The sequence below is a fragment of the Acinetobacter sp. BEC1-S18-ESBL-01 genome (assembly GCF_014169935.1).
Lineage (GTDB): Bacteria > Pseudomonadota > Gammaproteobacteria > Pseudomonadales > Moraxellaceae > Acinetobacter > Acinetobacter pittii.
On sequence record NZ_AP022302.1, the window covers coordinates 2,257,596 to 2,280,832 of the forward strand.

The 23,237-nt window shown below is 40.6% G+C and carries 15 protein-coding genes and 3 pseudogenes; 9 read left to right on the top strand and 9 right to left on the bottom strand.

Translation table 11 applies throughout. The annotated features are described in order from the left end of the window. The first annotated feature begins 634 nt into the window (after nucleotides 1-634). Nucleotides 635-937 carry a hypothetical protein gene (locus H7R46_RS19340; RefSeq protein WP_016806122.1) on the top strand — a complete coding sequence of 101 codons (303 nt, stop codon included), beginning with the start codon at nucleotides 635-637 and terminating at the stop codon, nucleotides 935-937. Here H7R46_RS19340 and H7R46_RS10650 read toward each other — a convergent pair. Further along, nucleotides 930-1,835 carry a LysR family transcriptional regulator gene (locus H7R46_RS10650; protein WP_005069893.1) on the bottom strand — a complete coding sequence of 302 codons (906 nt, stop codon included), beginning with the start codon at nucleotides 1,833-1,835 and terminating at the stop codon, nucleotides 930-932. The two genes, H7R46_RS19340 and H7R46_RS10650, sit on opposite strands and share 8 nt — an antisense overlap. A gap of 111 nt (nucleotides 1,836-1,946) precedes the next feature. Between H7R46_RS10650 and H7R46_RS10655 the strand changes: the two are divergent. After that, nucleotides 1,947-3,184 (top strand): annotated as a pseudogene (locus H7R46_RS10655) (SGNH/GDSL hydrolase family protein). 49 nt (nucleotides 3,185-3,233) lie between these two features. Here H7R46_RS10655 and H7R46_RS10660 read toward each other — a convergent pair. The 4 genes and pseudogenes from H7R46_RS10660 to H7R46_RS10675 form a co-directional block, all read right to left on the bottom strand. Next, nucleotides 3,234-4,589, bottom strand: a complete 1,356-nt coding sequence (locus H7R46_RS10660) for an MFS transporter (RefSeq protein WP_005069896.1) — start codon at nucleotides 4,587-4,589, stop codon at nucleotides 3,234-3,236. 100 nt (nucleotides 4,590-4,689) lie between these two features. Continuing rightward, a complete protein-coding gene (locus H7R46_RS10665) occupies nucleotides 4,690-5,973 on the bottom strand; it encodes a DcaP family trimeric outer membrane transporter (protein ID WP_080631210.1) in 1,284 nt (427 codons plus the stop codon). A gap of 276 nt (nucleotides 5,974-6,249) precedes the next feature. Further along, nucleotides 6,250-6,921 carry a class I SAM-dependent methyltransferase gene (locus tag H7R46_RS10670; protein WP_005069898.1) on the bottom strand — a complete coding sequence of 224 codons (672 nt, stop codon included), beginning with the start codon at nucleotides 6,919-6,921 and terminating at the stop codon, nucleotides 6,250-6,252. Between the two features lie 71 nt (nucleotides 6,922-6,992). Continuing rightward, nucleotides 6,993-8,450 (bottom strand): annotated as a pseudogene (locus tag H7R46_RS10675) (AMP-binding protein); the annotation flags it as partial. 75 nt (nucleotides 8,451-8,525) lie between these two features. Here H7R46_RS10675 and H7R46_RS10680 point away from each other — a divergent pair. Continuing rightward, nucleotides 8,526-9,734, top strand: a complete 1,209-nt coding sequence (locus tag H7R46_RS10680) for an IS256-like element ISAba26 family transposase (protein ID WP_000343018.1) — start codon at nucleotides 8,526-8,528, stop codon at nucleotides 9,732-9,734. A 36-nt stretch (nucleotides 9,735-9,770) separates the two neighbouring features. Here the strand turns inward: H7R46_RS10680 and H7R46_RS10685 are convergent. Together H7R46_RS10685 and H7R46_RS10690 are read right to left on the bottom strand one after the other, a co-directional pair. Continuing rightward, nucleotides 9,771-10,013, bottom strand: a pseudogene (locus H7R46_RS10685) (AMP-binding protein); the annotation flags it as partial. Between the two features lie 108 nt (nucleotides 10,014-10,121). Continuing rightward, on the bottom strand, nucleotides 10,122-10,739 hold the full coding sequence (locus H7R46_RS10690; protein ID WP_002114305.1) for a TetR/AcrR family transcriptional regulator: 618 nt from the start codon (nucleotides 10,737-10,739) through the stop codon (nucleotides 10,122-10,124). 144 nt (nucleotides 10,740-10,883) lie between these two features. Here H7R46_RS10690 and H7R46_RS10695 point away from each other — a divergent pair, with 144 nt between their 5' ends. The 5 genes from H7R46_RS10695 to H7R46_RS10715 are packed head-to-tail and all read left to right on the top strand — an operon-like array spanning nucleotide 10,884 to nucleotide 17,400. After that, nucleotides 10,884-12,056, top strand: coding sequence for an isovaleryl-CoA dehydrogenase (locus H7R46_RS10695; RefSeq protein ID WP_005069902.1), 1,173 nt, complete (start codon nucleotides 10,884-10,886; stop codon nucleotides 12,054-12,056). 24 nt (nucleotides 12,057-12,080) lie between these two features. Continuing rightward, complete coding sequence (locus H7R46_RS10700; protein ID WP_005069906.1) at nucleotides 12,081-13,682, top strand: carboxyl transferase domain-containing protein; 1,602 nt, start codon at nucleotides 12,081-12,083, stop codon at nucleotides 13,680-13,682. A gap of 9 nt (nucleotides 13,683-13,691) precedes the next feature. Beyond that, nucleotides 13,692-14,495: an enoyl-CoA hydratase/isomerase family protein gene (locus tag H7R46_RS10705; RefSeq protein ID WP_005069908.1), complete on the top strand. Its 804-nt coding sequence runs from the start codon at nucleotides 13,692-13,694 to the stop codon at nucleotides 14,493-14,495. An 11-nt stretch (nucleotides 14,496-14,506) separates the two neighbouring features. After that, a complete protein-coding gene (locus H7R46_RS10710) occupies nucleotides 14,507-16,498 on the top strand; it encodes an acetyl/propionyl/methylcrotonyl-CoA carboxylase subunit alpha (protein WP_086260814.1) in 1,992 nt (663 codons plus the stop codon). Beyond that, nucleotides 16,495-17,400 (top strand): hydroxymethylglutaryl-CoA lyase, encoded by a 906-nt coding sequence (locus H7R46_RS10715; RefSeq protein WP_005069912.1) that lies wholly within the window; start codon nucleotides 16,495-16,497, stop codon nucleotides 17,398-17,400. Before H7R46_RS10710 ends, H7R46_RS10715 begins: the two co-directional genes overlap by 4 nt. 248 nt (nucleotides 17,401-17,648) lie before the next feature. On the opposite strand, the gene H7R46_RS10720 is transcribed toward H7R46_RS10715, so the two are convergent. Beyond that, entirely contained in the window at nucleotides 17,649-18,590 is a 942-nt protein-coding gene (locus H7R46_RS10720; RefSeq protein WP_005069913.1) for a LysR family transcriptional regulator, read from the bottom strand. Between the two features lie 204 nt (nucleotides 18,591-18,794). Here H7R46_RS10720 and H7R46_RS10725 point away from each other — a divergent pair, with 204 nt between their 5' ends. Beyond that, entirely contained in the window at nucleotides 18,795-22,277 is a 3,483-nt protein-coding gene (locus H7R46_RS10725; RefSeq protein WP_005069914.1) for an indolepyruvate ferredoxin oxidoreductase family protein, read from the top strand. Between the two features lie 60 nt (nucleotides 22,278-22,337). On the opposite strand, the gene H7R46_RS10730 is transcribed toward H7R46_RS10725, so the two are convergent. Continuing rightward, nucleotides 22,338-23,141 carry a thioesterase family protein gene (locus H7R46_RS10730; protein ID WP_005069917.1) on the bottom strand — a complete coding sequence of 268 codons (804 nt, stop codon included), beginning with the start codon at nucleotides 23,139-23,141 and terminating at the stop codon, nucleotides 22,338-22,340. Nucleotides 23,142-23,237 lie beyond the last annotated feature (96 nt).

The window sequence follows — 23,237 nt, forward strand, 5'->3', positions numbered from 1 at the left end:
TATAAATAAACAATTAATAAATATTTGATATATAAACATTAAAAATTATTTTTTAACCTCTATTGAACCATTATTCAATATTTTCAATTCTAAATAACTCATTATTTTATTAATGAAAATTTAAAAATATTAATATTTGTTTATATAAACCAATCTTTTATTTTTGCAATTGACCCGCTTTAAGGCTCAGCTTATGATGCTCCGGCTGACCTATTTTGTCAGTCGGTTTTAGCAGACCGTCTACCTAAGCGCACTAAAAACAAGTTTTTTGGTGTGTAGCCCCTCGTGCCTTTGACGGAGGAACGGGAGTGGGACACCTTCGGGTGTGCTGGTTTCTTAGGTATCAGTCTGCTAACCCTCTTTCGTTTCACCACCATAATTAATAGCAGTGATTGGGCGCAACTTCTTTCATCAAGGAGTCTCTAATGACTATTATTTTATATCGTGTTTTTTCTTCTACTCTTCATCACGTTATCGACTTCACTGAAAATATTTTCAAGAAAATATCCTACAGTTTTATGTTTCTGCTTTCCTATCTTTTCAGAGTAAATATTTCCATATTTAACGCTCGATAAAGACTAGAAAATTTCTATAAACATGACTTAACGATAACAACAACCAATGAAGAGCAATAATGATGTTTTTTTTATATCGTATTGTTTTAATCTGCACCCTATTAATAAGTTCTATAAGTTTATTAGGTTGCAGGTCTATCAGTAAAAATGAATTTAATACACATTGTGTTTGGGCAGGTCGTGCACTTTCACAATGCAACTGTATTTATAACTCTTTAGAAAAACATTATTCGCCGCAGTTTGTAGAGAACTTACCCAAAGTAAGCTTACAAAATATTAATGCGAATATGCACTTTGTGGAAACTATGAATGAAACTATGCACCAATGTCAATTAAGCGCAAGAAAAGACTCCATTAACTAACTTTTGTATGCTCTACCAAGAAATCTAAAAAAGCCCTTACGCGCTTAGGGACATATTTATCATGTCCTATCCAAACAGCATGAAATTCTTCTGAAGCCTTGATATTCCAGTCTTCAAGGATTTTGACCAACTGTTTTTGTTCTAAAGCTTTTTTGACTTGGAACTGGTTAAGCTGTGCAATACCAGCACCTGCAAGCGCTAACTGTAAGATGGCTTCTCCATGATTTACCCTTAAAATCTTAGTAGGAGCAAGTGTGATTTCTTGATCGTCTTTTTTAAAAAGCCACGTTTTATTTTGACGTTGGTAGCTTACGTCTAAAAGCTGATGTTCGTATAACTGTTCTGGGTGCTGCGGACAACCATTCTTTTCAATATATGTAGGTGAACATACATAATGTTTCTGAGTGCTTCCGAGTGAGCGAGCAACCAAATTTGAGCTTTTCAAAGGCCCTGTGCGAATTGCGATATCAATTCTTTGCTCAACTAAATTAATGACTTCATCACTCAAATGAGCTTCTAATTCAATTTGTGGATAGCACTCGTTAAATAGAGAAATATAAGGTAATAAAAAGTGTGTCCAATATGAAAGACTGGTATGAATTCTAATTCGTCCTTGCGGCATGTGATTTGAAGTAACAGATTGTTCTAGTTCATCTAAGTTATTGAGTATGTGAACGCCTTGCTCATAAAATTGACATCCTTCACTGGTGAGTTGAAACTGACGTGTTGAACGGTTAAGCAGTCTAACTCCAATTCTTTTTTCTAAGCGTGAAATTAACTTACTCACAGCAGACGGCGTCATGTCACAAGCTCTTGCGACTGCTGAAAAGCTTCCTAACTCGACTACCCGAATAAAAATTGCCAACTCACCAGACCGATTAATATCAAAATATGACATAACAAAATCTATTTATGAATTTCATTCACAAATCTTATTCCGCTTATGTTGCTATAACAAGCTAGTAATTTGTTTCAAGATAACTTTAATTTATTTTAAAGAGTTTACGAGATGAAACTTTATCAACCCGCCCTATTCTCTCTTGTTTTATTTACGAGCTTTGCACAAGCAGAAGTACAAAAGAGCCAGTGGGTTACCACTTGGGCAGCTAGTCCCCAAAAAGTCTGGAATAAAGATTTCGTTTTCCCGACCAATATTCCTGATCAAATATCGAATCAGACCATCAAACAAATTAGTCAAATTAGTTTAGGTGGTGAAGCTATTAGACTCGTTTTTACAAATCAATATGGCGATCAACCGCTTTATATTGATAAAACTACCGTGGGGCTAGTCAAAGGACAAAGTCTTAAATCAAAGAATGCTTATCCAGTTTATTTCTCTGGAAAGCTTAAAGCACAAATTTTACCTGGTAAACAACTGATGAGTGATCCAATCCAGCTCCCTGTTCCGGATCATGCACAGTTAATGGTAAATACCTTTATTCAAAAGCCCACTACATTTAAAACTTTTCATTGGGATGCGAAACAAACCAGTTGGCTCATTACGGGCAACCAGCTGCGAACTTAAATACGCCTAGCAGTGCCAAAACCACCACTGCGCGATTATTATTGTCGGCTGTAGAAGTAAAACCGAAGCGTAAAGCCCATGTTGTTGCAGTCATTGGAGACTCCATTACCGATGGAGCAACTGCAACTTTAGACGCAAATACTCGATGGACCGACTTTTTAGCTAAGCGCTTATCGCCACATCAAGTCGCGGTCATTAACAGTGGAATTTCAGGAAATCGACTACTCACAGACGGTATGGGTGACAATGCTTTAGATCGTTTGAAAAAAGAAGTATTTCAATATTCAGGTGTGAAAACATTAATTGTTCTGGTGGGTATTAATGATATTTCATGGCCCGGTACCGCATTTGCACCTAAACAACAAATACCGACTTTTGAAGCACTCACTCAAGGTTATAAACGTGTTGTAGATGAAGCACATCGCCAAGGTATTCAAGTGATTGGAGCAACCTTATTACCATTTTCGGGAGCTTTACCAAATACTCCTCTTGATAACTATTATCAGCCTAACAAAGATGAATTACGCCAGCGTATTAATCACTGGATCAGAACCAGCCATACATTTGACGGTGTACTTGATCTTGAGCAAGGCTTAAAAGACCCTAAACATCCTGATCGATTAAATCCAATTTATGATTCAGGAGATCATTTACATCCGAATGATCGTGGTAATCAACAAATGGCAAACCTAGTTGATTTAAAACAATTAGTTAATCAATAAAACGTCCAGATACGGATAGAAATTTTTTTCCTACCCGTATTCATATTGATTAATTCCCCTCTAACTCGGCGTTAAGCTTTGGTGTAATAGGCTGTTTTTCAGCTGCATATCGTCTTAAAACCATGACGGCGAAAAGCGCTAAAATTGCAGGGATTGCGATCATCACAAAATTCATTTTATGTGGTAATTCCAACCCTAATAACAGGCCCGTTAAGATAGGTCCAACAATAGCCCCAATTCGACCTACACCAGAAGCACAACCAATTCCAGTAGAACGCACACTTAGTGGATAATATTGTGCAACGTAACTATAAAGAAGAATTGAAGTACCAATCGTTGCTGCTCCTGCCACAGTCACCAAACCATATAAAACATAGGCTGGTGACTTAAAACCTAAACCGACTAAAGCAACAACACCTGCCAGTAGCATTCCCATAATTACAGGTTTTAGATGGAATTTATCAGACAAAATACCGCCACCGATTGAACCGATCATTGCGCCAACATTTAGAGCAAGCAAGAATAAAATACTCTTTCCGAGTGAATACCCTGCTGCCAGCATGAGTTTTGGTAACCAGCTACTTAAGGCATACACCATGAGTAAGCACATAAAGAACACGAGCCAAAACATGAGTGTATTGAAAGCACGGCCTTGTTGAAATAATCCCTTTACAGAACTACCTGTTGGAACATTATCTTCATTAAGCACTAATTGCGTATTGATCGTTAGGTTTTGTTCAGGTGAAATTTTTTGAATAATGCGCTGTGCTTGCTCAGTCTTACCTGTCTTAACTAAAAAGGTTAAAGACTCAGGTAAAAACTTCCAAATGATAGGTAATAAAAATAATGGAATACCGGCAATTAAAAACATAATTTGCCACCCCTGACTTTCAACCAAATAACTACCGATTAATGCTGAAAGAATTCCCCCAATTGCATAACCACTAAACATACTCCCCACCAAAGTACTTCTTATACGTTTAGGCGCATACTCTGATGTAAGTGCAACTAAATTTGGCATAACCCCACCAATGCCTAGTCCCGCCAAGAACCGAAGTACCCCAAACTCAAGTGGGCTTGATGCAAAAGCACCTAAAAAGGTAAAACCACTAAAAAAAGTCACACAGATTAAAATTACCTTTTTACGGCCTATTTTGTCTGCCAGTGTTCCAAAGAACATTGCCCCAAACATCATTCCGCATAGTGCTGTACTTGCTAACATCCCCGCCTGTACAGCTGTTAATGACCACTCTTGCATTAGCAAAGGCAGTACCACGCCATAAATCACCAGATCATAACCATCAAAAATAATAATTAATAAACACCAAAGTAAAATACTCCAGTGAAAAGGGGTAAATCTGGCCTGATCAATAACTTCATTTACATTTAATTTAGATGTTGTCATTTACTCACCTCCTTTGTGAGATAAATTCATATTCAATTTTTTAAAACGACATATTGCACCCTAAAGAAAAAACAAATTATTCAAGGTTTTATTTAATAAATTAAAAGTCATAACTCGCCATCATATTGAAGCGGTTATCAATCCCGTTACTTCCATCAAAAGTTTCTCGTTCGCCATACACATATTCGACGCCCAAGGTAATTGGTTTGTATGGGTTATAAAGTGCATTCACCCAGCCCTGCCAAAGCTCTTTATTTTGGGTGGTGCTATTACGTTGTAATTCAGCAAAACGGTTATCATCTTTGGCTTTCATATAGCCGTAGCCTAAAGTCGAGCGAATTTGCGGTGTAAATTGATGAGTAATACCTAAAGAAACGGTGTCAAATTCATTGCTATGCATATTGTTTTGATCATCTATTGCATAGCCACTGTTACTCCATAGCAAGAAACGCCCATCTCCTTTGACATGGTAGTAATCGGCTTTGAGTAATGTATCGGGCGTAATTTGGTATTTACCGCCCAAGCCTACGCCCCAAGCGACTTCCTCATCATTATTCGTTCTCTTTTCGGCGACAAAACTACGTCCCGACAACATCGAGCCATTGGTAAATTTATGATTTAAGCGCCCTACCAACGCTGGTAAACGCATTTTATTATCTGGGTCTGAAGTCGCAGTATATTTCGGATCTTCAACCGATATTGCAAAGCTTGTATTTGCCGTTAAGTTATCGCTATAGCGAACTAGTGGTGATCTTAATAATGCACTGCCTACAAATGTGCCCGCATCAATCGTTTCCGGATAATATTCGGGTGCAATAAATGTTGACCACGTTTGACCAATCAACCATTTATCAAAGGTTAAATAAGCATGGCGTATTCGAAACTGATCACGAGTAGCTGCCCCAAAGAAGTCCATTTCCAACTTTCCGCCCACATCACCCGCGGCTGTTGGGGTTTTAAAATTCAACCCGAAACGTGTCACATTAACCGTACTGTGCAACTGGTCTTTTTGTGCAGATTCTTCTGGCGTGTTTTCAAGTGGAACACCGCTAATATTGTTATACATGGTAGATGCCCCCTTCATTTGATAAGAAGCATCTGCCCGTATATAACCATATAAGTTAAATTCTGCACCAGACTTGGTTAAACCTTGTTTTGTAGGCTGAATAGCTTGGGGCGTTGCAGTAGTTGCTAACTCCACTCGTCCTTGCGATAAAGATTTTTGCGCCTGCATATTGGCTTGTAACATAGCCCGAAGTTCTTTCACTTCTTGGCGAAGTTGTGCTATTTCAGGATCTGTTTGACCTGCCAAAGCGGAAGACATAAACAGGGTCACAGAAACAGCCAACAGGCTTTTTTGAACCGTTGTATTTAAAACTTTCATCATGAAATTTTCCTTTTGATCTTTAAATAGACTTAAAGATCTCGACATCCTTTTTGTTATGTACCCATCTAAAATAGGTGCTTAAAATTTGTCTTTCTTTCACAAGAAAAACCTTCGCTCATATTTTTTAGACAAAACCTCCCTAAAGCGGCCTGAAAACCACTTTTAATTTGTTTTAAGTAAAGCCAAATCTTCTAATTCTTTTCAGTTTTTATATTCTCTTCCTCATTGAGAATATGCAGGTTTTATATCCGTATTAACGCTTTCCCAAATCCATTATTTTTTTGCAATAAACCCTTGATACGTCAAAATTTGCGTATAAGGATGCACACTTTCAAAACCAGTTTTTTCTAAAAGTTTTATATATCCTTCAGTGGTTAGGCTAAAAAAGTCTTGCGCCATACGCTCTAACATTTTTTGACATTGTTCTTCTGTTAAGCCTTGTGCCAAACATAAATAACGTAAAGCTTGAAGATGCTGTGGATTTACACACGTCATTAAATCGTAGGTCAGTAAAATCGCTTTTTCTTTTAAGCGATCATAAATACCCTTAAAAAAAACAGATTTTATGTCATCTGCAATAAAATGAGCCACGAGAATAGAAAGTGCAGCATCAAAGCAATTTTCAAGAGGTAAAGCTGACGTTTCACCGTGAACAAATGTGACTTGAGAAGATTTATCTAAAAGTTCAACCTGTTCCTGAGCTTTTTGCAGCATAGTCAAAGATGGATCAACTGCTGTAAATTTCCAGTTTGGATGACGTTTAAGTAAATATTCGAGTTCATACCCCGTGCCACAACCCACAATTAAGATATGAGCATTTGGCGGCAACACTGATTGCAAAATGGCATCCACCTGTTGATGGATCACTTCATAACCCGGAATTAATTTACGAATATGTTCGTCATATCCTTCGACTACCTTTGGGCTATTAAAGTCTTTTGCCATTTTGTTTATCCTCTATTTAAGCTGCCTTTCAACTTATAGTTTGCTGCACTTTGACCTGACTTTCGACTTCTTTAATCAAAGACATTTCCAGTTAAGTTAAGTTCAGCTCGCATAATTTCCTGCAATTTAAACTTTTGCGCTTTGCCTGAAGCAGTCATTGGAAACTCATTAAAGAATCGGACATAACGCGGCACTTTATTATGAGAAATATGCTCTTTGCAGAATTGGCGAATGCTGTCTTCATCAATTTGATGATGTTCATGCAAAATAATACAAGCACAGAGTTCTTCGCCATATCTGGCATCCGGTAAGCCAATGACTTGGACATCGCTTACATCGGGATGAGTGTATAAGAAATCTTCAATTTCTTTTGGAAAGAGATTTTCTCCGCCACGAATTACTACATCTTTAATACGGCCTTTAATTTTAATAAAACCGTCTTGATCCATTTCGGCAATATCACCTGTATGCATCCAACCAGCAGCATCAATGACCTCTTTGGTCTTTTCTTCTTCTCCCCAATAACCAGCCATCACGGAATAACCGCGAACACATAGCTCACCCAAAGTCCCTTGCGGAACAATCTGCCCTTCTAAATCGACAATTTTAATTTCAACATGCGGATGAACATGTCCAACTGTGCTTACTCGCTTATCAATCGAATCATTTACCGAACTTTGTACACTGACTGGTGAGGTTTCAGTCATACCATAACAAATCGTGATTTCAGACATGTGCATGCGGTCTATAACACGCTGCATAATTTCACGGGGGCAAGGGCTACCAGCCATAATGCCTGTTCTTAAGCTCGACAGATCAAACTCATTAAACTGTTCATGTTCTAAGGTGGCAATAAACATGGTTGGCACGCCATAAGCTGCCGTGCAACGCTCTTGATGAATCGCTTTTAAAGTTTCTAAAGGATTAAATACAGCCGATGGATAGACCATGGTTGAACCATGTGTAACGCAGGCCAAATTCCCCATCACCATGCCAAAACAATGGAACAATGGCACAGAAATACAGACTTTATCTTGAGGAGTTAAACGAATGCCTTCACCGACAAAATAACCATTATTTAAAATATTATGATGGGTTAACATGGTCCCTTTCGGGTTACCTGTTGTACCTGAGGTAAATTGTATATTAATAGTTTCATCAAACTGAAGTTGCTTGGTTAATAGTTTTAATTGTTCTAGCTGTTCAGAAGTTGGTGTAGTGACTAAATCACTAAAGCGATGAATACCCGTATGTTGTTGGTCATCAATTTTAATAACAAATTTTAAATGTGGTAGTCGTGCTGAACTAAGCACTTTATCTGCACTGTTAGTTAACTCAGGGGCAATTTTTGTGAGTAGTTCTTGGTAATCAGTCGTTTTGAATTGAGAAGCAATAATCAATCCTTTACATGAGACTTTATTCAATACATATTCAAGTTCATGGCTTTTATAAGCTGTATTGAGATTGACTAAAATAATCCCTGCTTTAAAGGCTGCAAATTGGGTAACTGTCCATTCCACACAGTTAGGGGGACTGTTCTAAATTTTGTGTAAGTACTTAATTTTCATTTATCCTTCAGAGGATAATTACAAAAGGTACTTCACATAGATGAAGCAACAATCAAAAGTATGGCTGCCGAATTGGCTAAAGGTCTAAAAACACCAGAAGACTTAAACCAAATGACAGCAGTCTTTAAAAAATTCATGATTGAAACTGCACTCAATACTGAACTTTCAGACCATCTCGGTTATGAAAAGCATCAGCCCAAGAAAGGCTCAAATAGCCGTAATGGGTTTAGTTCTAAAACCATTACAACTCAAGATGGACAACTGGCTTTAGATATTCCCCGTGATCGAGAAGGTTCATTTGAGCCACAAATTATAAAAAAGCACCAAACACGCATCACCAGTATGGATGACCAAATCCTCTCACTGTATGCAAAAGGAATGACTAATAGGGAAATTGTAGCCTTCTTCAAAGAAATGTACGATGCCGATGTGTCAGCATCTCTCATCAGCAAAGTTACCGATGCTGTGATTGAGCAAGTGACTGAGTGGCAAAATAGAGCCTTAGATAGCCTTTATCCTGTTGTCTATCTTGACTGTATTGTTGTCAAAGTCCGTCAGCACTCCAATGTGATTAACAAGTCCGTATACCTTGCTTTAGGCATCAATATGGATGGGCAAAAAGAATTACTGGGTATGTGGATTGCTCAGACAGAAGGTGCCAAATTCTGGCTGTCAGTCATGACAGAGCTAAAAAATCGAGGAGTACAGGACATTCTTGTTGCCTGTGTAGATGGATTAAAAGGCTTTCCTGACGCGATAGCCTCTGTTTACCCTCATACTGATATTCAACTGTGTATCGTGCATGTTGTACGCAATAGCCTGAGATTTGTAAGCTGGAAAGACTACAAAGCTGTTACGTCGGGTCTGAAAGCGATTTATCAGGCAAGTACAGAGGAAAATGCTTTAAAATCCCTAGACATCTTCTGTGATCAATGGAATCACCAGTATCCCAAAATTGGAGAATCCTGGCGGGCCAATTGGGAAAATATCCGAACGATCTTTAGCTATCCAGCCGAAATACGTCATGCAATTTATACAACAAATGCGATTGAGTCGTTGAATAGCGTAATACGCCATTCAACGAAGAAAAGGAAAATCTTTTCATCTGATGACTCAGTAAAGAAGGTCATTTACTTAGCAACATCAAATGCTGCGAAGAAATGGACGATGCCAATTCAAAATTGGCGTTTAGCAATGAATTGGTTTACGATTCAGTTCGATGATCGATTAAAAGATCATTTATAAAAAATGGAACTTACACAAAATAATTTACAGGCTCCAGTTAGGCGACCAGATCGCTAATCGATCACCTTTTTTTAATCCCAATTTTAAAAGGCTACAAGCAAAAGCATTTACTTCATTTTGTAAAGCTTTATAGGTTAATCGTCTGTTTTGGTGGAAACTGACGATTGCTTCCTTTTCAGCATATTGCCGACAAGCCTGATCAAATTGTTCACCAATGGTCATACCCAATAAGGGCTGTGTGCTTGGTCCCGAGGCGTAGCTTAACCGTTCTTGTTGCATTGAATCATTCTCCTTGATTCTTCTAATTCTCTTCTTACCTGATCTAATTGTTGTTACTGCAACTATTTTTCTAAACCGCCTTCTTTGTGTTTTTTTCCTTTATATGCCCTATTTCCTCTGCACAGCATCTACACAAAAATCAGCAATCTGTTTTGAAAAATAGTCTTTATGCGCATGATCAAACTTTGTATTTTGAGCTGGGTCTAGGGGTTCAACCACCACATAGGTCATGGCACCGACAACACAGAGTGCTGCTGTATTTAAATCATCCAAGACAAACTCACCACTTGCATTTCCATCCGCAAGTATTTTTTTAATACTTTGCTTAATCAATTGCTTCACACGAAAACGCTCATGTTCAACCGTTGAATCGACAGGTTCAAACATGAGTGAATATGCAAGCTGAGGACTATTGAGTGCCCTTTTTACAAAGGTTGCCACAGCCTTATGCAATTTCTGCTTTGCCGATAAATCACTTTCGGTAATCGAATCAATCACCAATAGCTCTGTATTAATGGCTTCGGACAAAACCTCAATCAGCACTTGGCTTTTATTGTCAAAGTAGCGATAAACCAGTCCACTAGATACACCCGCCTGCTCTGCAATTGTTTGTATTTGCGCGTCTTTAAACCCTCCCTCTGAAATTAACTTTCTGGCTGAACTCAGAATCGACTTACGATTTTGTTCCATCCGCTCTTGCATTAAAGATGATCGTTTATAGCTCATAATTTATTCTCTAACAAATAAAATGAATTGTAAATCATTTTATGAATCAGTATTCACTTTTTTAAAAAATCATTGTATGGTAATTATCAAATACCCACAAAATATTTTATGGACAACAAATATAACCAATAGGATGAAGATATCATGAACCTACGCAGCTTGAATTTCGGTCTAGATGAAACTTTAATTGCGCTTCAAGATTCAGTGGCAGCATTTTGTGCAAAGGAAATTGCACCAATTGCCCAACAAGTTGATCAAGACAACAAATTCCCTGCACATCTCTGGAAAAAATTCGGAGATATGGGCCTTTTAGGCATGACGGTTTCTGAAGAATATGGCGGTGCCAATATGGGTTATTTAGCTCATATTATTGCTATGCAAGAAATTTCGCGTGCTTCGGCAGCCATTGGTCTTTCTTATGGAGCTCATTCTAATTTATGTGTAAACCAAATTAACCGTAACGGTAACGAGCAGCAAAAACAAAAGTATTTACCAAAACTGATTTCCGGTGAATATGTGGGTGCCCTTGCGATGTCTGAACCGAATGCGGGTTCTGATGTCGTCAGCATGAAATTACGTGCTGAACAAAAAGGTGATCACTTCGTTTTAAATGGTTCAAAAATGTGGATCACTAACGGCGGCGATGCAGATGTACTCGTGGTTTACGCTAAAACTGACCCGCAATCTGGCGCGAAAGGTATGACCGCTTTCTTAATTGAAAAAGGCATGAAAGGCTTTAGTCATGGCAACCACTTAGACAAACTCGGTATGCGTGGCTCTAACACTTACCCCCTGTTTTTTGACAATGTAGAAGTACCTGCTGAAAACGTACTCGGCGGTGTTGGTAACGGCACAAAAGTACTCATGAGCGGCCTAGACTATGAACGTGCAGTTTTAAGTGCCGGACCTTTAGGTATTATGGATGCTTGTCTAGATGTGGTCATTCCTTATTTACATCAACGTGAACAGTTTGGTCAGGCGTTAGGTGAATTCCAGCTTATGCAAGGCAAACTTGCCGATATGTATTCAACTTGGTTGGCATGTAAAGCCCTCGTCTATGCTGTTGGTACTGCCTGTGACAAAGCTGATCATGACCGCAGCCTACGCAAAGATGCTGCAAGTGCCATTTTATATGCTGCTGAAAAAGCAACATGGATGGCTGGAGAAACCATTCAAAGTTTAGGCGGCAATGGTTATATCAATGAATTCCCAGCTGGCCGTTTATGGCGCGATGCAAAACTTTATGAAATTGGTGCCGGAACTTCTGAAATTCGCCGCATGCTGATTGGTCGCGAACTCTTCAATGAAACCAAATAATAATTATAAATAAGGACGCATCTTATGAACCAATTACAAAGCAAGATTAATGTTCGAAGTGAAGACTTCAAAACAAACCAGCAAGCCATGCAAACATTGGTCAAAGATCTCAAACAACTTGCCCAGCGTATTGCTTTAGGCGGCGGTGAAAATGCCCGTCAAAAACATTTGGCTCGAGGTAAACTTTTACCCCGTGAACGTATTGATCAACTGATTGATGTCGGCACGGCATTTTTAGAAATTGGTCAATTGGCAGCGTACAACGTTTATGAAGATGATGTTCCTGCCGCAGGTGTGATTGTAGGTGTTGGTCAAGTCAACGGCATCACTTGCATGATCGTTGCCAACGATGCAACGGTGAAAGGCGGAACGTATTATCCCCTTACGGTTAAAAAGCATCTACGCGCACAAGAAATTGCTGAACAAAATCACTTGCCTTGTATTTATTTGGTAGATTCAGGCGGTGCCTATTTACCAATGCAAGATGAAGTTTTCCCAGACCGTGATCACTTTGGGCGCATTTTCTATAATCAGGCACGCATGTCGAGCCTAGGGATTGCCCAAATTGCCGTGGTGATGGGGAGCTGTACCGCAGGTGGTGCGTATGTTCCTGCTATGTCTGATGAAACCATTATTGTCCGTAATCAAGGTACGATTTTCTTAGGCGGCCCTCCTCTGGTAAAAGCTGCAACGGGCGAAGTGGTGAGCAGTGAAGATTTAGGCGGTGGTGATGTTCACACACGTCTTTCAGGTGTGGCTGATCATTTAGCTGAAAATGATGAACATGCAATTGCGATTGCACGGAACATTGTTGCGAACCTCAATAAAAAGCCAAATGACTTAAATAAACATGTTGATGAACCATTGTTTGATGCATCGGAACTCTATGGTGTAGTGCCAAGTGATGCACGTAAACCTTTCGATGTACGTGAAGTGATTGCCCGTATTGTAGACGGCTCTCGTTTTGATGAATTTAAAGCACGATTTGGTTCAACACTGATTACCGGTTTTGCTTCTCTCTACGGCATGCCAGTCGGGATTATTGCCAATAACGGAATTTTATTTTCCGAGTCTGCACAAAAAGGCGCGCACTTTATTGAGCTATGCACACAGCGCAATATTCCATTGTTATTTCTACAAAACATTACGGGCTTTATGGTCGGTCGCCAGTATGAAAATGAAGGGATTGCAAAAAACGGCGCTAAATTGGTTATGGCAGTTGCAACCGCAAATGTACCAAAACTCACCTTGATTATTGGTGGTTCGTTTGGTGCAGGTAACTACGGTATGTGTGGCCGTGCTTATTCACCACGCTTTTTATGGACTTGGCCGAACTCTCGTATTTCTGTGATGGGCGGCGAACAAGCAGCAAGCGTGCTGTCAACTTTAAAACGTGATCAGATTGAGCAAAAAGGTGCCGAGTGGTCAGCTCAGCAAGAAGATGAATTTAAACAACCGATTCGTGAACAATATGAACGTCAAGGTCATCCGTACTATGCTTCTGCCCGCCTTTGGGATGACGGCGTAATTGACCCAGCGCAAACTCGTCAGGTACTTGGTTTAAGTTTGGCTGCGGCCATGAACGCCCCAATCCAGCCAACCAAATTTGGCGTGTTCCGCATGTAAGAGGTGTATATGAGCTATCAATTTTTACAACTCGAACAACAAGGTCAGGTTGCCTATGTTTGGCTGAACCGCCCTGAACTACACAATGCATTCAACACCACAGTCATTGAAGAACTACATGCTTGCTTTAAGCAAATTAATACCCGTGATGACATTCGTGTTGTGGTTTTAGCTGGTCGCGGCAAAAGCTTTTCGGCAGGTGCCGACCTCAACTGGATGAAACAGGCAGGTCAGGCATCTTCAACTGAAAATGAAGCAGATGCATTAAAACTTGCACAAATGTTAGATGCGCTTGCAACACTTAAACAACCGACCATTGCTCGAGTGCATGGCATTGCTTTTGGCGGCGGTATGGGCTTAGCATCGGCATGTGATATTTGCATTGCCAGCACTGATGCCAAGTTTGCAACCTCTGAAGTTCGTTTAGGTCTTGCTCCATCTACCATTAGTCCCTATGTAATTCGTGCAATTGGTGCAAGACAAGCTTCTCGTTACTTCTTAACTGCCGAGCGAATTTCAGCACGTGATGCTAAACATATTGGTTTGGCACACGAGGTTGCAGATGCCGAAGACTTAGATAGAAAAGTTCAAGAAATTGTTGATGCTCTACTACTCGGTGGCCCGCATGCTCAAGCGGCCTCAAAACAACTCATTCAAATGGTCAGCAACCAGACCATGAGCAATGACTTGCTGCAACAGACAGCACATCATATTGCTCAAGTTCGTCAAGGCAGCGAGGCAAAAGAAGGTCTGAGTGCCTTTTTAAATAAACAGCAGCCTGCTTGGGTTTCTAACTCGAAGAACAACAATTAAGGACGATCATCATGTTTGAAAAGATTTTAATTGCGAACCGTGGCGAGATTGCCTGCCGCGTAATTCGCACAGCTAAAAAATTAGGTATTAGAACGGTTGCCGTTTACTCAGATGCAGACGCAAATTCACAACACGTCAAACTTGCAGATGAAGCAGTTTATATTGGTCAGTCCCCTGCAACTCAAAGTTATTTACAGGTTGACCGCATTATTCAAGCTGCCATTGATACAGGTAGCCAAGCGGTTCATCCAGGTTACGGCTTCCTTTCGGAAAATGACCAGTTTGCACTCGCTTGCCAACAACACAATATTTGCTTTATTGGCCCACCAGTGGATGCCATTTTAGCAATGGGCTTAAAAGCGACCTCTAAAGCTTTAATGGAAAAAGCAGGTGTTCCTTTAACACCGGGTTATCACGGAACCAACCAAGATGCCGACTTTTTAAAACAACAGGCAGACCGAATTGGCTATCCTGTTTTAATTAAAGCCAGTGCTGGCGGTGGTGGTAAAGGCATGAGTCTGATTGAACGCAGTGAAGATTTTCTGCATGCCTTAGCCTCTTGTAAACGTGAAGCCAAATCGAGCTTTGGTAATGATGATGTCTTGATTGAGCGTTATGTGATTCAACCACGCCATATTGAAGTCCAAGTTTTTGGCGATACACATGGCAACTACGTGCATTTATTTGAACGTGACTGCTCTGTACAACGCCGTCACCAAAAAGTGCTAGAAGAAGCCCCTGCTCCACAAATGCCAAGCGAGAAGCTCGATGCAATGCGCCAAGCTGCAATTGATGCTGCACGTGCCGTAAATTATGTCGGTGCAGGTACGGTTGAGTTTATTGTAGAACAAGATGGTACGGCGTATTTCATGGAAATGAATACCCGTCTACAAGTCGAACACCCTGTCACTGAAATGATTACAGGTGAAGACTTGGTCGAGTGGCAACTTCGTGTGGCTTATGGCGAACCTTTGCCTAAACTACAAAATCAACTCCAAATTAACGGACATGCGCTCGAAGCACGGATCTACGCCGAAGAACCAGAAAAAGGCTTTTTACCTGCGATTGGTAAAATTAACTATTTGCATTACCCAACGCAAAACCAATATGTGCGTGTAGATAGCGGTATTGTTGAAGGCGATGAAATCACGACCTATTACGACCCAATGATTGCCAAACTGATTGTATGGGGTAAAAACCGTGAAGCAGCGCTCATTCAAATGCAACATGCTTTAAGCCAATTCCATGTGGATGGCTTAGGCAACAACATTGCTTTTCTTGAAAAAATTGTTCGTAGCGAATCGTTTAAACAAGCCAAGCTTGATACCAACCTGATTCAACGTGAACAAAACTTCTTGTTTAGCCCTGAAGAGATCAAACCCGAACTTGTGGTGGCAGCAGCATTTATTGAGTTTTTAAGCAAACTTAATAACAACAGCTCAAGCCAAAAACAGCTTTGGCAAGCTCAACCTCTATGGCGTTTAAATATTGCTTACCAGCACAGTATTAAACTGAATTATTTAAACCAAAATATCCAAATCAAGTTTGCCTCAAATGAACAAGGCTTCACCGCAGAATATAATGGGCAAAGCTACCCGATTTCTGGTCAATTGCTTGATGCGCATACTGCCTCTGTTCAAATTGGCGGGACTCAGCAAAAGCTATCTTTTAACCAAAGTCAGCAAGGCATTACCTTGTTCCAAAATGGACAAAGCTATAAGTTTGCTTATATTCGCCAAGACTTTAATCAAGCAGATAGCCAAGCCGATGAAGGTCATTTAAAAGCCCCTATGCCGGGTGTGGTCACACAAGTACTGGTGAGCGCAAATCATAGCGTGAAGAAAGACGATATTTTAATGACGCTTGAAGCAATGAAAATGGAATATACCATTCGTGCGCCTAAAGATGGCGTGATTGTAGATTCTTACTTCCAAGTCGGTGATCAGGTCAAAGCTGGCGATGAGCTTGTGGAATTTCAGCCTGCTCAGGAGGAAGTTGCATGAGTGAGTTTGTCAAAATCGTGGAGGTCGGTCCCAGAGACGGCCTCCAAAACGAAAAGCAGGCTTTGACTGTCGAACAACGCTTAAACTTTATTAATGACCTAATTAATGCAGGCCTAAAATCAATTGAAGTCGGTTCATGCGTTTCGGCAAAATGGGTACCTCAAATGGCTCAAAGTGACGAGCTATTTAAGCTGTTACCCCAAACAACCGATGTGCAATTTAGCCTGCTCACTCCAAATATTAAAGGTTTTGAAACTGCTCAAGCGGTAGGATGTAAAGAGGTTGCGGTGTTTACCGCAGCTTCTGAAAGTTTTACCCGTAAAAATATTAACTGCTCAATCGACGAAAGCTTTGAAAAATTTAGCGATGTCATGAGCGCGGCAAAAGCCCATAACATCCGTGTACGCGGTTATGTCTCTTGTGTTGTCGATTGTCCTTATGAAGGCGCAATTGCCCCTGAACAAGTGGTGAAAGTTGTTAAACGGCTCTATGACATGGGCTGCTATGAAGTGTCTTTAGGTGAAACCATTGGCACCGCAACACCAGATCGCGTTCAAAAGGTATGGCAAGCCTGTCTTGCTGAACTCGATAGCAAGGTATTAGCTGGGCATTTCCACAACACCTATGGCATGGCGATTGCCAATATTTATCAATCTTTACAGCAAGGTATTCGTGTTTTTGACTCGTCTCTTGCAGGACTTGGCGGTTGCCCTTATGCCAAAGGAGCTTCGGGTAATGTATCGACCGAAGATCTGTTTTATTTGCTTTCACACATGGGATTTGAAACTGGCATCGACTTAGAAAAACTGATGCAAGCCAGCCAAAATATTAGCCATGTATTAAACCGAAAAAGCTTGTCGAATTATGCAAATGCGTATTGGCAAACCAAGTGTGCATCGTAATCAATTAAAATAGCTCAGCATCTGGTATAAAGCTGAATATTAGGCGAAGTACCAGATCATCCTATCTAATCTTTATCTCATTTCATTCAGGAATTGGGACTAATTCCCTCATGCTATTTTTTTAAAATTTATCATTTATCTGTGTATTAAATGCCTCTCTCAACGGAAGCATTTTCTACCCTATTTTTATTCTAAATCCGTATTATTCTTCATCCTTTTCTAGTTTAGTCCTTAAAAAATTTATCTCATTATTTATAAAAATAAGATGCATCCATTTCAATTCTTGGGGAAATATATTCTTCCACCCAATCTAACCATGCACGTGTTTTGGCATCAATAAAATGGCGTGAAGGCAACAAGGTATAAACTCCGATATCGGGCGAACGCCACTCAGGCAAGATATGACATAATCTTCCATTTTGAACCGCATCTAAAGCTGAAAACATCGGCAATAACGCGATGCCCATATCCTGTTGCACCACATCTAATAATAACTCAGGGTTATCTGCAATGAGTTGTCCACCAATGTCGATTTGGTAAGACTCACCACTTGTATTTAATAAGTGCCAATCTGGTGTAATAGACGGGTTTACCAAGCGTAAACAGGCATGATTTTTTAAGTCTTCTGGGGACTTTGGCATACCATGTTTTTCGAGGTAAGCAGGTGAAGCACATAAAACAGAAAAAATAGTGCCAATTCTGCGTGCGACAAAACGAGAGTCTGTTAATGATTCGGTCAGATAGAGACTGACATCCACCCCTTTTGCCAACAAGTCTGGAACGTACTGTGAAGTCGTATATTCCACGGTTAATTCGGGATAATGCTTACAAAACTCGGCCATCACTGGAAAAACATAATGATGCCCAAAGCTTCCCATGCTTAATACACGTAAACGGCCTTTGGGTTTAGATGCTGTTCCTGTTACTTCCGACTCCGCTTCATCCACCATTGAAATGACTTGACGACAGCGTTCTGCGTAAGTCGCACCAATATCGGTCAGTGCCTGCTGGCGCGTTGAGCGTTGTATTAATTTTGTACCTAAGCGTGTTTCTAGCTCGCTGATAAGACGTGAAACCTGTGCTGTGGTCAGATCCATCTGCTCAGCTGCTGCTGTGAAACTCCCGCTATCAATCACTTTCAGGAATGCATGCATTGCATGCAATAGTCCACCATCGAGATTTTTGCGCATAACGTAAATATGTTTTCCTAAATTACGGATTGTTGCACCAGTTTAGATCAACCACAATGACTAAATGTACATACATTGGCACTAATTCTTTTTAAGAAGAGGAACCGATCTTTTTTTATTTCGTATGTCACTTGCTCCAAATATTCAACTGGATGTTGAAAAAAGAAAGTAGTCCGAGCTACTAAAAATTCTAAGGAGATATAAATGAATATAGCTACAAAAGTCACTCCAAATATTATTGCAACAAAGGATGTGTCACTTGAAGATAAATATGTAAGTGATAACGGCACAGCATATATGACCGGCATTCAGGCACTTGTTCGTTTGCCTCTTGCCCAGACTCGTCGTGACGCGATGAATGGTTATCATACTGCTGGTTTTATTTCTGGTTATCGCGGTTCTCCTGTTGGTAACTATGATAGTTTCCTTTGGCAAGTTCAAGGATTACTTAAATCCCATAATGTTGTATTTCAACCTGGTGTAAACGAAGACTTGGCTGCTACCGCTATTTGGGGTACCCAACAAGTTAATCTTTCAGGCCAAGGCAAATATGATGGAGTGTCTTCATGGTGGTATGGTAAAGGCCCGGGTGTTGACCGTTCAGGCGATGTACTCCGCCATGCTAACTTAGCTGGTACTTCTGAACGTGGTGGTGTGGTTGCTTTATTTGGCGATGACCACTCATGTAAATCTTCTACAATCCCTCACCAGTCCGAACATGTCATGATTGGTTGTGGCATTCCAATTTTCTACCCAACATCCGTTCAACAAATTTTAGACTTTGGTGTTCACGCCATTGCTGTTTCACGTTTTTCCGGCCTTTGGTCTTCAATGAAGCTAGTCAGTGAAATTGTTGAAACTTCTGCTTCTGTACATGTCGACCTAGACCGTGTTACTCCGGTTATACCAGAAGATGTCAATTTCCCAGAGGGTGGTGTCAATATTCGTTGGCCAGACCACGGCATTCAGCAAGAAGAACGTCTTTATAAATATCGCTTACCTGCTGTTTTGGCCTATGCCCGCGCCAACAAAATCAACACAGTTACATGGCCTTGTGAAAATGCCCGTATCGGTATTGCTGCAAGTGGTAAAGGTTATTTAGATACCATTGAAGCTTTACGCATTTTAGGTATTGAAGATGAAACTGCTCAGCAGCTTGGTCTACGTGTTTATCAAGTTGGTCTGATTTGGCCTTTAGAACCTCAAGGTGTTCGCGAGTTTGCTGAAGGTTTACAAGAACTGATCGTTATTGAAGAAAAACGTCCAATTATTGAAACACAAATTAAAGATGAGCTGTACTCACTGCCTGATGGCAAACGCCCACATGTGATTGGTAAAGCAACTGACGGTAAAGGTGAATGGAGTACCTCTATTGAAGAAGCACCTCTCATTGGTCACTATGAATACCAGCCTGAACCTATTGCAAAAATGCTGGCTGCTCGTTTCTTAAAACTCGATATTCCAGAAAGCTTAAAAGCACAAATCCAAAGCAGAATCGACTTACTGCTAAAAGCAGAGCAAGAATCCAAACGTGTTATTGATCTTGCTGAACGTAAGCCATATTTCTGTAGTGGTTGCCCACATAACTCTTCAACAGTCGTCCCTGAAGGTAGCCGTGCACTAGGTGGTATCGGTTGTCACTATATTGCAGTTTCACTTGACCGCGGTACCGAAACATTCTCTCAAATGGGCGGTGAAGGTGTAAGTTGGGTGGGTGCATCACCATTTACCAATGAAAAACACATTTTTGCTAACCTTGGTGATGGAACCTATTTCCACTCTGGTTACTTAGCAATCCGTCAGTCTATCGCTGCAAAAACCAATATTACCTACAAAATCCTCTATAACGATGCAGTCGCTATGACAGGTGGTCAGCATGTAGATGGTCATTTGAGCGTTGCACAGTTAACTCGTCAGCTTGCTGCTGAAGGTATTAAAAAACAAGTCATTGTTACTGATGAAGTTAAACTATTAAACGAAGAAGATGGCATTGCACCGGGTGTCGAAATTCGCCACCGTAATGAACTCGATACAGTTCAACGTGAGCTTCGTGAAGTTACAGGTGTCACCGCTTTAATTTATGTACAAACATGTGCCAGCGAAAAACGCCGTCGTCGCAAACGTGATGCCTACCCTGACCCAGCTGAGCGTTTATACATTAATAGTGATATTTGCGAGGGCTGTGGCGACTGTTCGAAAAAATCAAACTGTTTATCGATTGAACCAGTAGAGACTGCTTTAGGTACTAAACGTCAGATTAACCAAAGTAGCTGTAATAAAGACTTTACTTGTGCCGAAGGGTTCTGCCCAAGTTTTGTGACTGTTCATACACGTGATATGAAACGTCCAGCTAAATTTGAAGGTATTGGTGCAGGCTGGCCGACATCACCAGTTATTCCTCAGTTATATGACGTTCCAAGTCGTATTATGGTCGGTGGTATTGGTGGTACAGGTGTTGTGACTATTGGTGCACTGCTTGGTATGGCAGCTCACCTAGAAGGTAAAGCGACCCGTGTGATGGACATGGCTGGACTTGCCCAAAAAGGTGGTACAGTTTATTCATACGTTCAACTTGCAGCAACTGATGAGCAAATTTCTTCTACCAAAATTCCAGCGGGCCAATGTGAATTACTCATCGGTGCAGATGCGGTAGTTGCTGGTGGTAGTGCTGCTCTCTCTCGCTTAAAAGATGATGCGTTGGTTATTGTGAATGAAGACAGTACTCCTACTTCTGAGTTTATTAAATCTCGTGACTGGTATGCACCTATTAGCGATTTAATTGATCGTCTTCGTGGTCGTGTTCGTCAAGGTCAACTGGTTTCTCTGCCAGCGGCTCGCATTGCAACACAGCTTCTAGGTGATTCAATCTATACCAACCAGTTATTACTCGGTATGGCATGGCAATCTGGTCGTATTCCATTACTGCGTGAAAGCATTGAAAAAGCAATTCGCTTAAATGGTACTGCTGTTGAAAAGAACCTCGAAGCTTTCCGCGTGGGTTGTCATCTTGCAAGTGACCCAACTTTAGCTGCACGTTTAGTTGCGGCAATGCCAAAAACCAAAACTCCGCAAACTTTGGCTGAACTTATTGAAGACCGTTCTGCTCGTTTAACAGACTACTGGAATGAAGCTTATGCAGCTAAATACCGCACGCTTGTAGAACTTGCAGCTAAAAAGTTACCAGAAGAATTAACGGGTACCATTGCAACTCAGCTTTATAGAGTCATGGCTTATAAAGATGAATATGAAGTTGCTCGTCTTTTAACAGGTAAGAGCTTCAAAGAATCGATTGAAACCCAGTTTGGTAAAGGCTTACGGTTAACGTATCATCTTGCTCCACCAGCGTTGCTTGGTGGTCTGAAAAATGTCCGTAAACGTGCGTTTGGTTACTGGATGCGCTTCCCAATGATGATGCTTGCTCGCTTACAATGGCTTCGTGAAACTTTCCTTGACCCATTTGCACGTCAAGAAGAACGTCAACACGAACAAGCTTGGCGTGACCGTTACATCTCATTTGTTGAAGCACTTGTTGAAGCACCAGACAATCATAACTTGGCAGTTGCCGAGCAAATTGCAAAATTACCGGCAGAAGTTCGTGGTTATGGTCATATCAAAATGAAAGCAATGGACGCTGCAAAACAACGTTGGGATGAACTTACACCAACACTGCTAAAAGTCCGTAACTAAAATTAAATCTCAAAATAAAAAAGTCATCCTTAGGGATGACTTTTTTATTGGCTCAAAAATTTATTTAGTCATTTTACGTAACGTCAAAATCTGTTCACTTCGTCCAAATGGACCATACACATCATGTAAAACTGCACTAGTTAAACCAATGCCATCAGCCCCATATTGCTGAACGGTTTCTAAACCTAGCCATTTCCCTTGCGGATAACGGTGCATGTGAACTTGCAAATCAAGATTTGGGAAGCCCCACGTAAATTCGCCTTCTTGTCTAGGCACAATTCCGTTTGCTGTATCTATCATGCCAATCAAATGGGCAAAATCTGTCGTCGGCTGCCCTTCAACCATTTCTTTATCATTATTGAGCCAAACAATGCCTTTACCTGCGCGATGCTGATCATCCGTTTTAGTGACGAGTGTCTGGATAAAACCACCCGGCCATCTTTTCATACCTGTCCATTCTGTAAAGGTATCTGGATGATGAACTGGCTGATCTTCAAGCCCGGCAATATCGGAACTGTCTTGAGTACACATGCGCCATGCTCTAGCCACAATACAGGTTTTACCTTGTGCTTGCATTTCGGCTTCAATCAATTCAATGGTTTTACCGGCACGAATCACATGTGTCTTAATCGTAAATTCACCAAATGCAATCAATCCAAAAATATCAAAACTAATTCGACCAATTCGCATATCTTGTCGTGGTGAAAATTGCTCTAACTCTGCTGCGATTACACCACTTGCAGGCGCCATGTGCTGTTCATGAGGATTCCAAGCTCCTTGTGCATGAACAGTTGAGCAATAATGAGCAATAACTTCACCTTGAGGACCAATTGTTCTATTCAGTAATTGATAATAAGCATTCATGATTTTCTTTCCGTAGTCCTTGTCCAACATCAATATTTGATGAAAATTCACGTTTTAATGCTTATGTTAACCCTCTATTTCATTGGCTCAACTGGT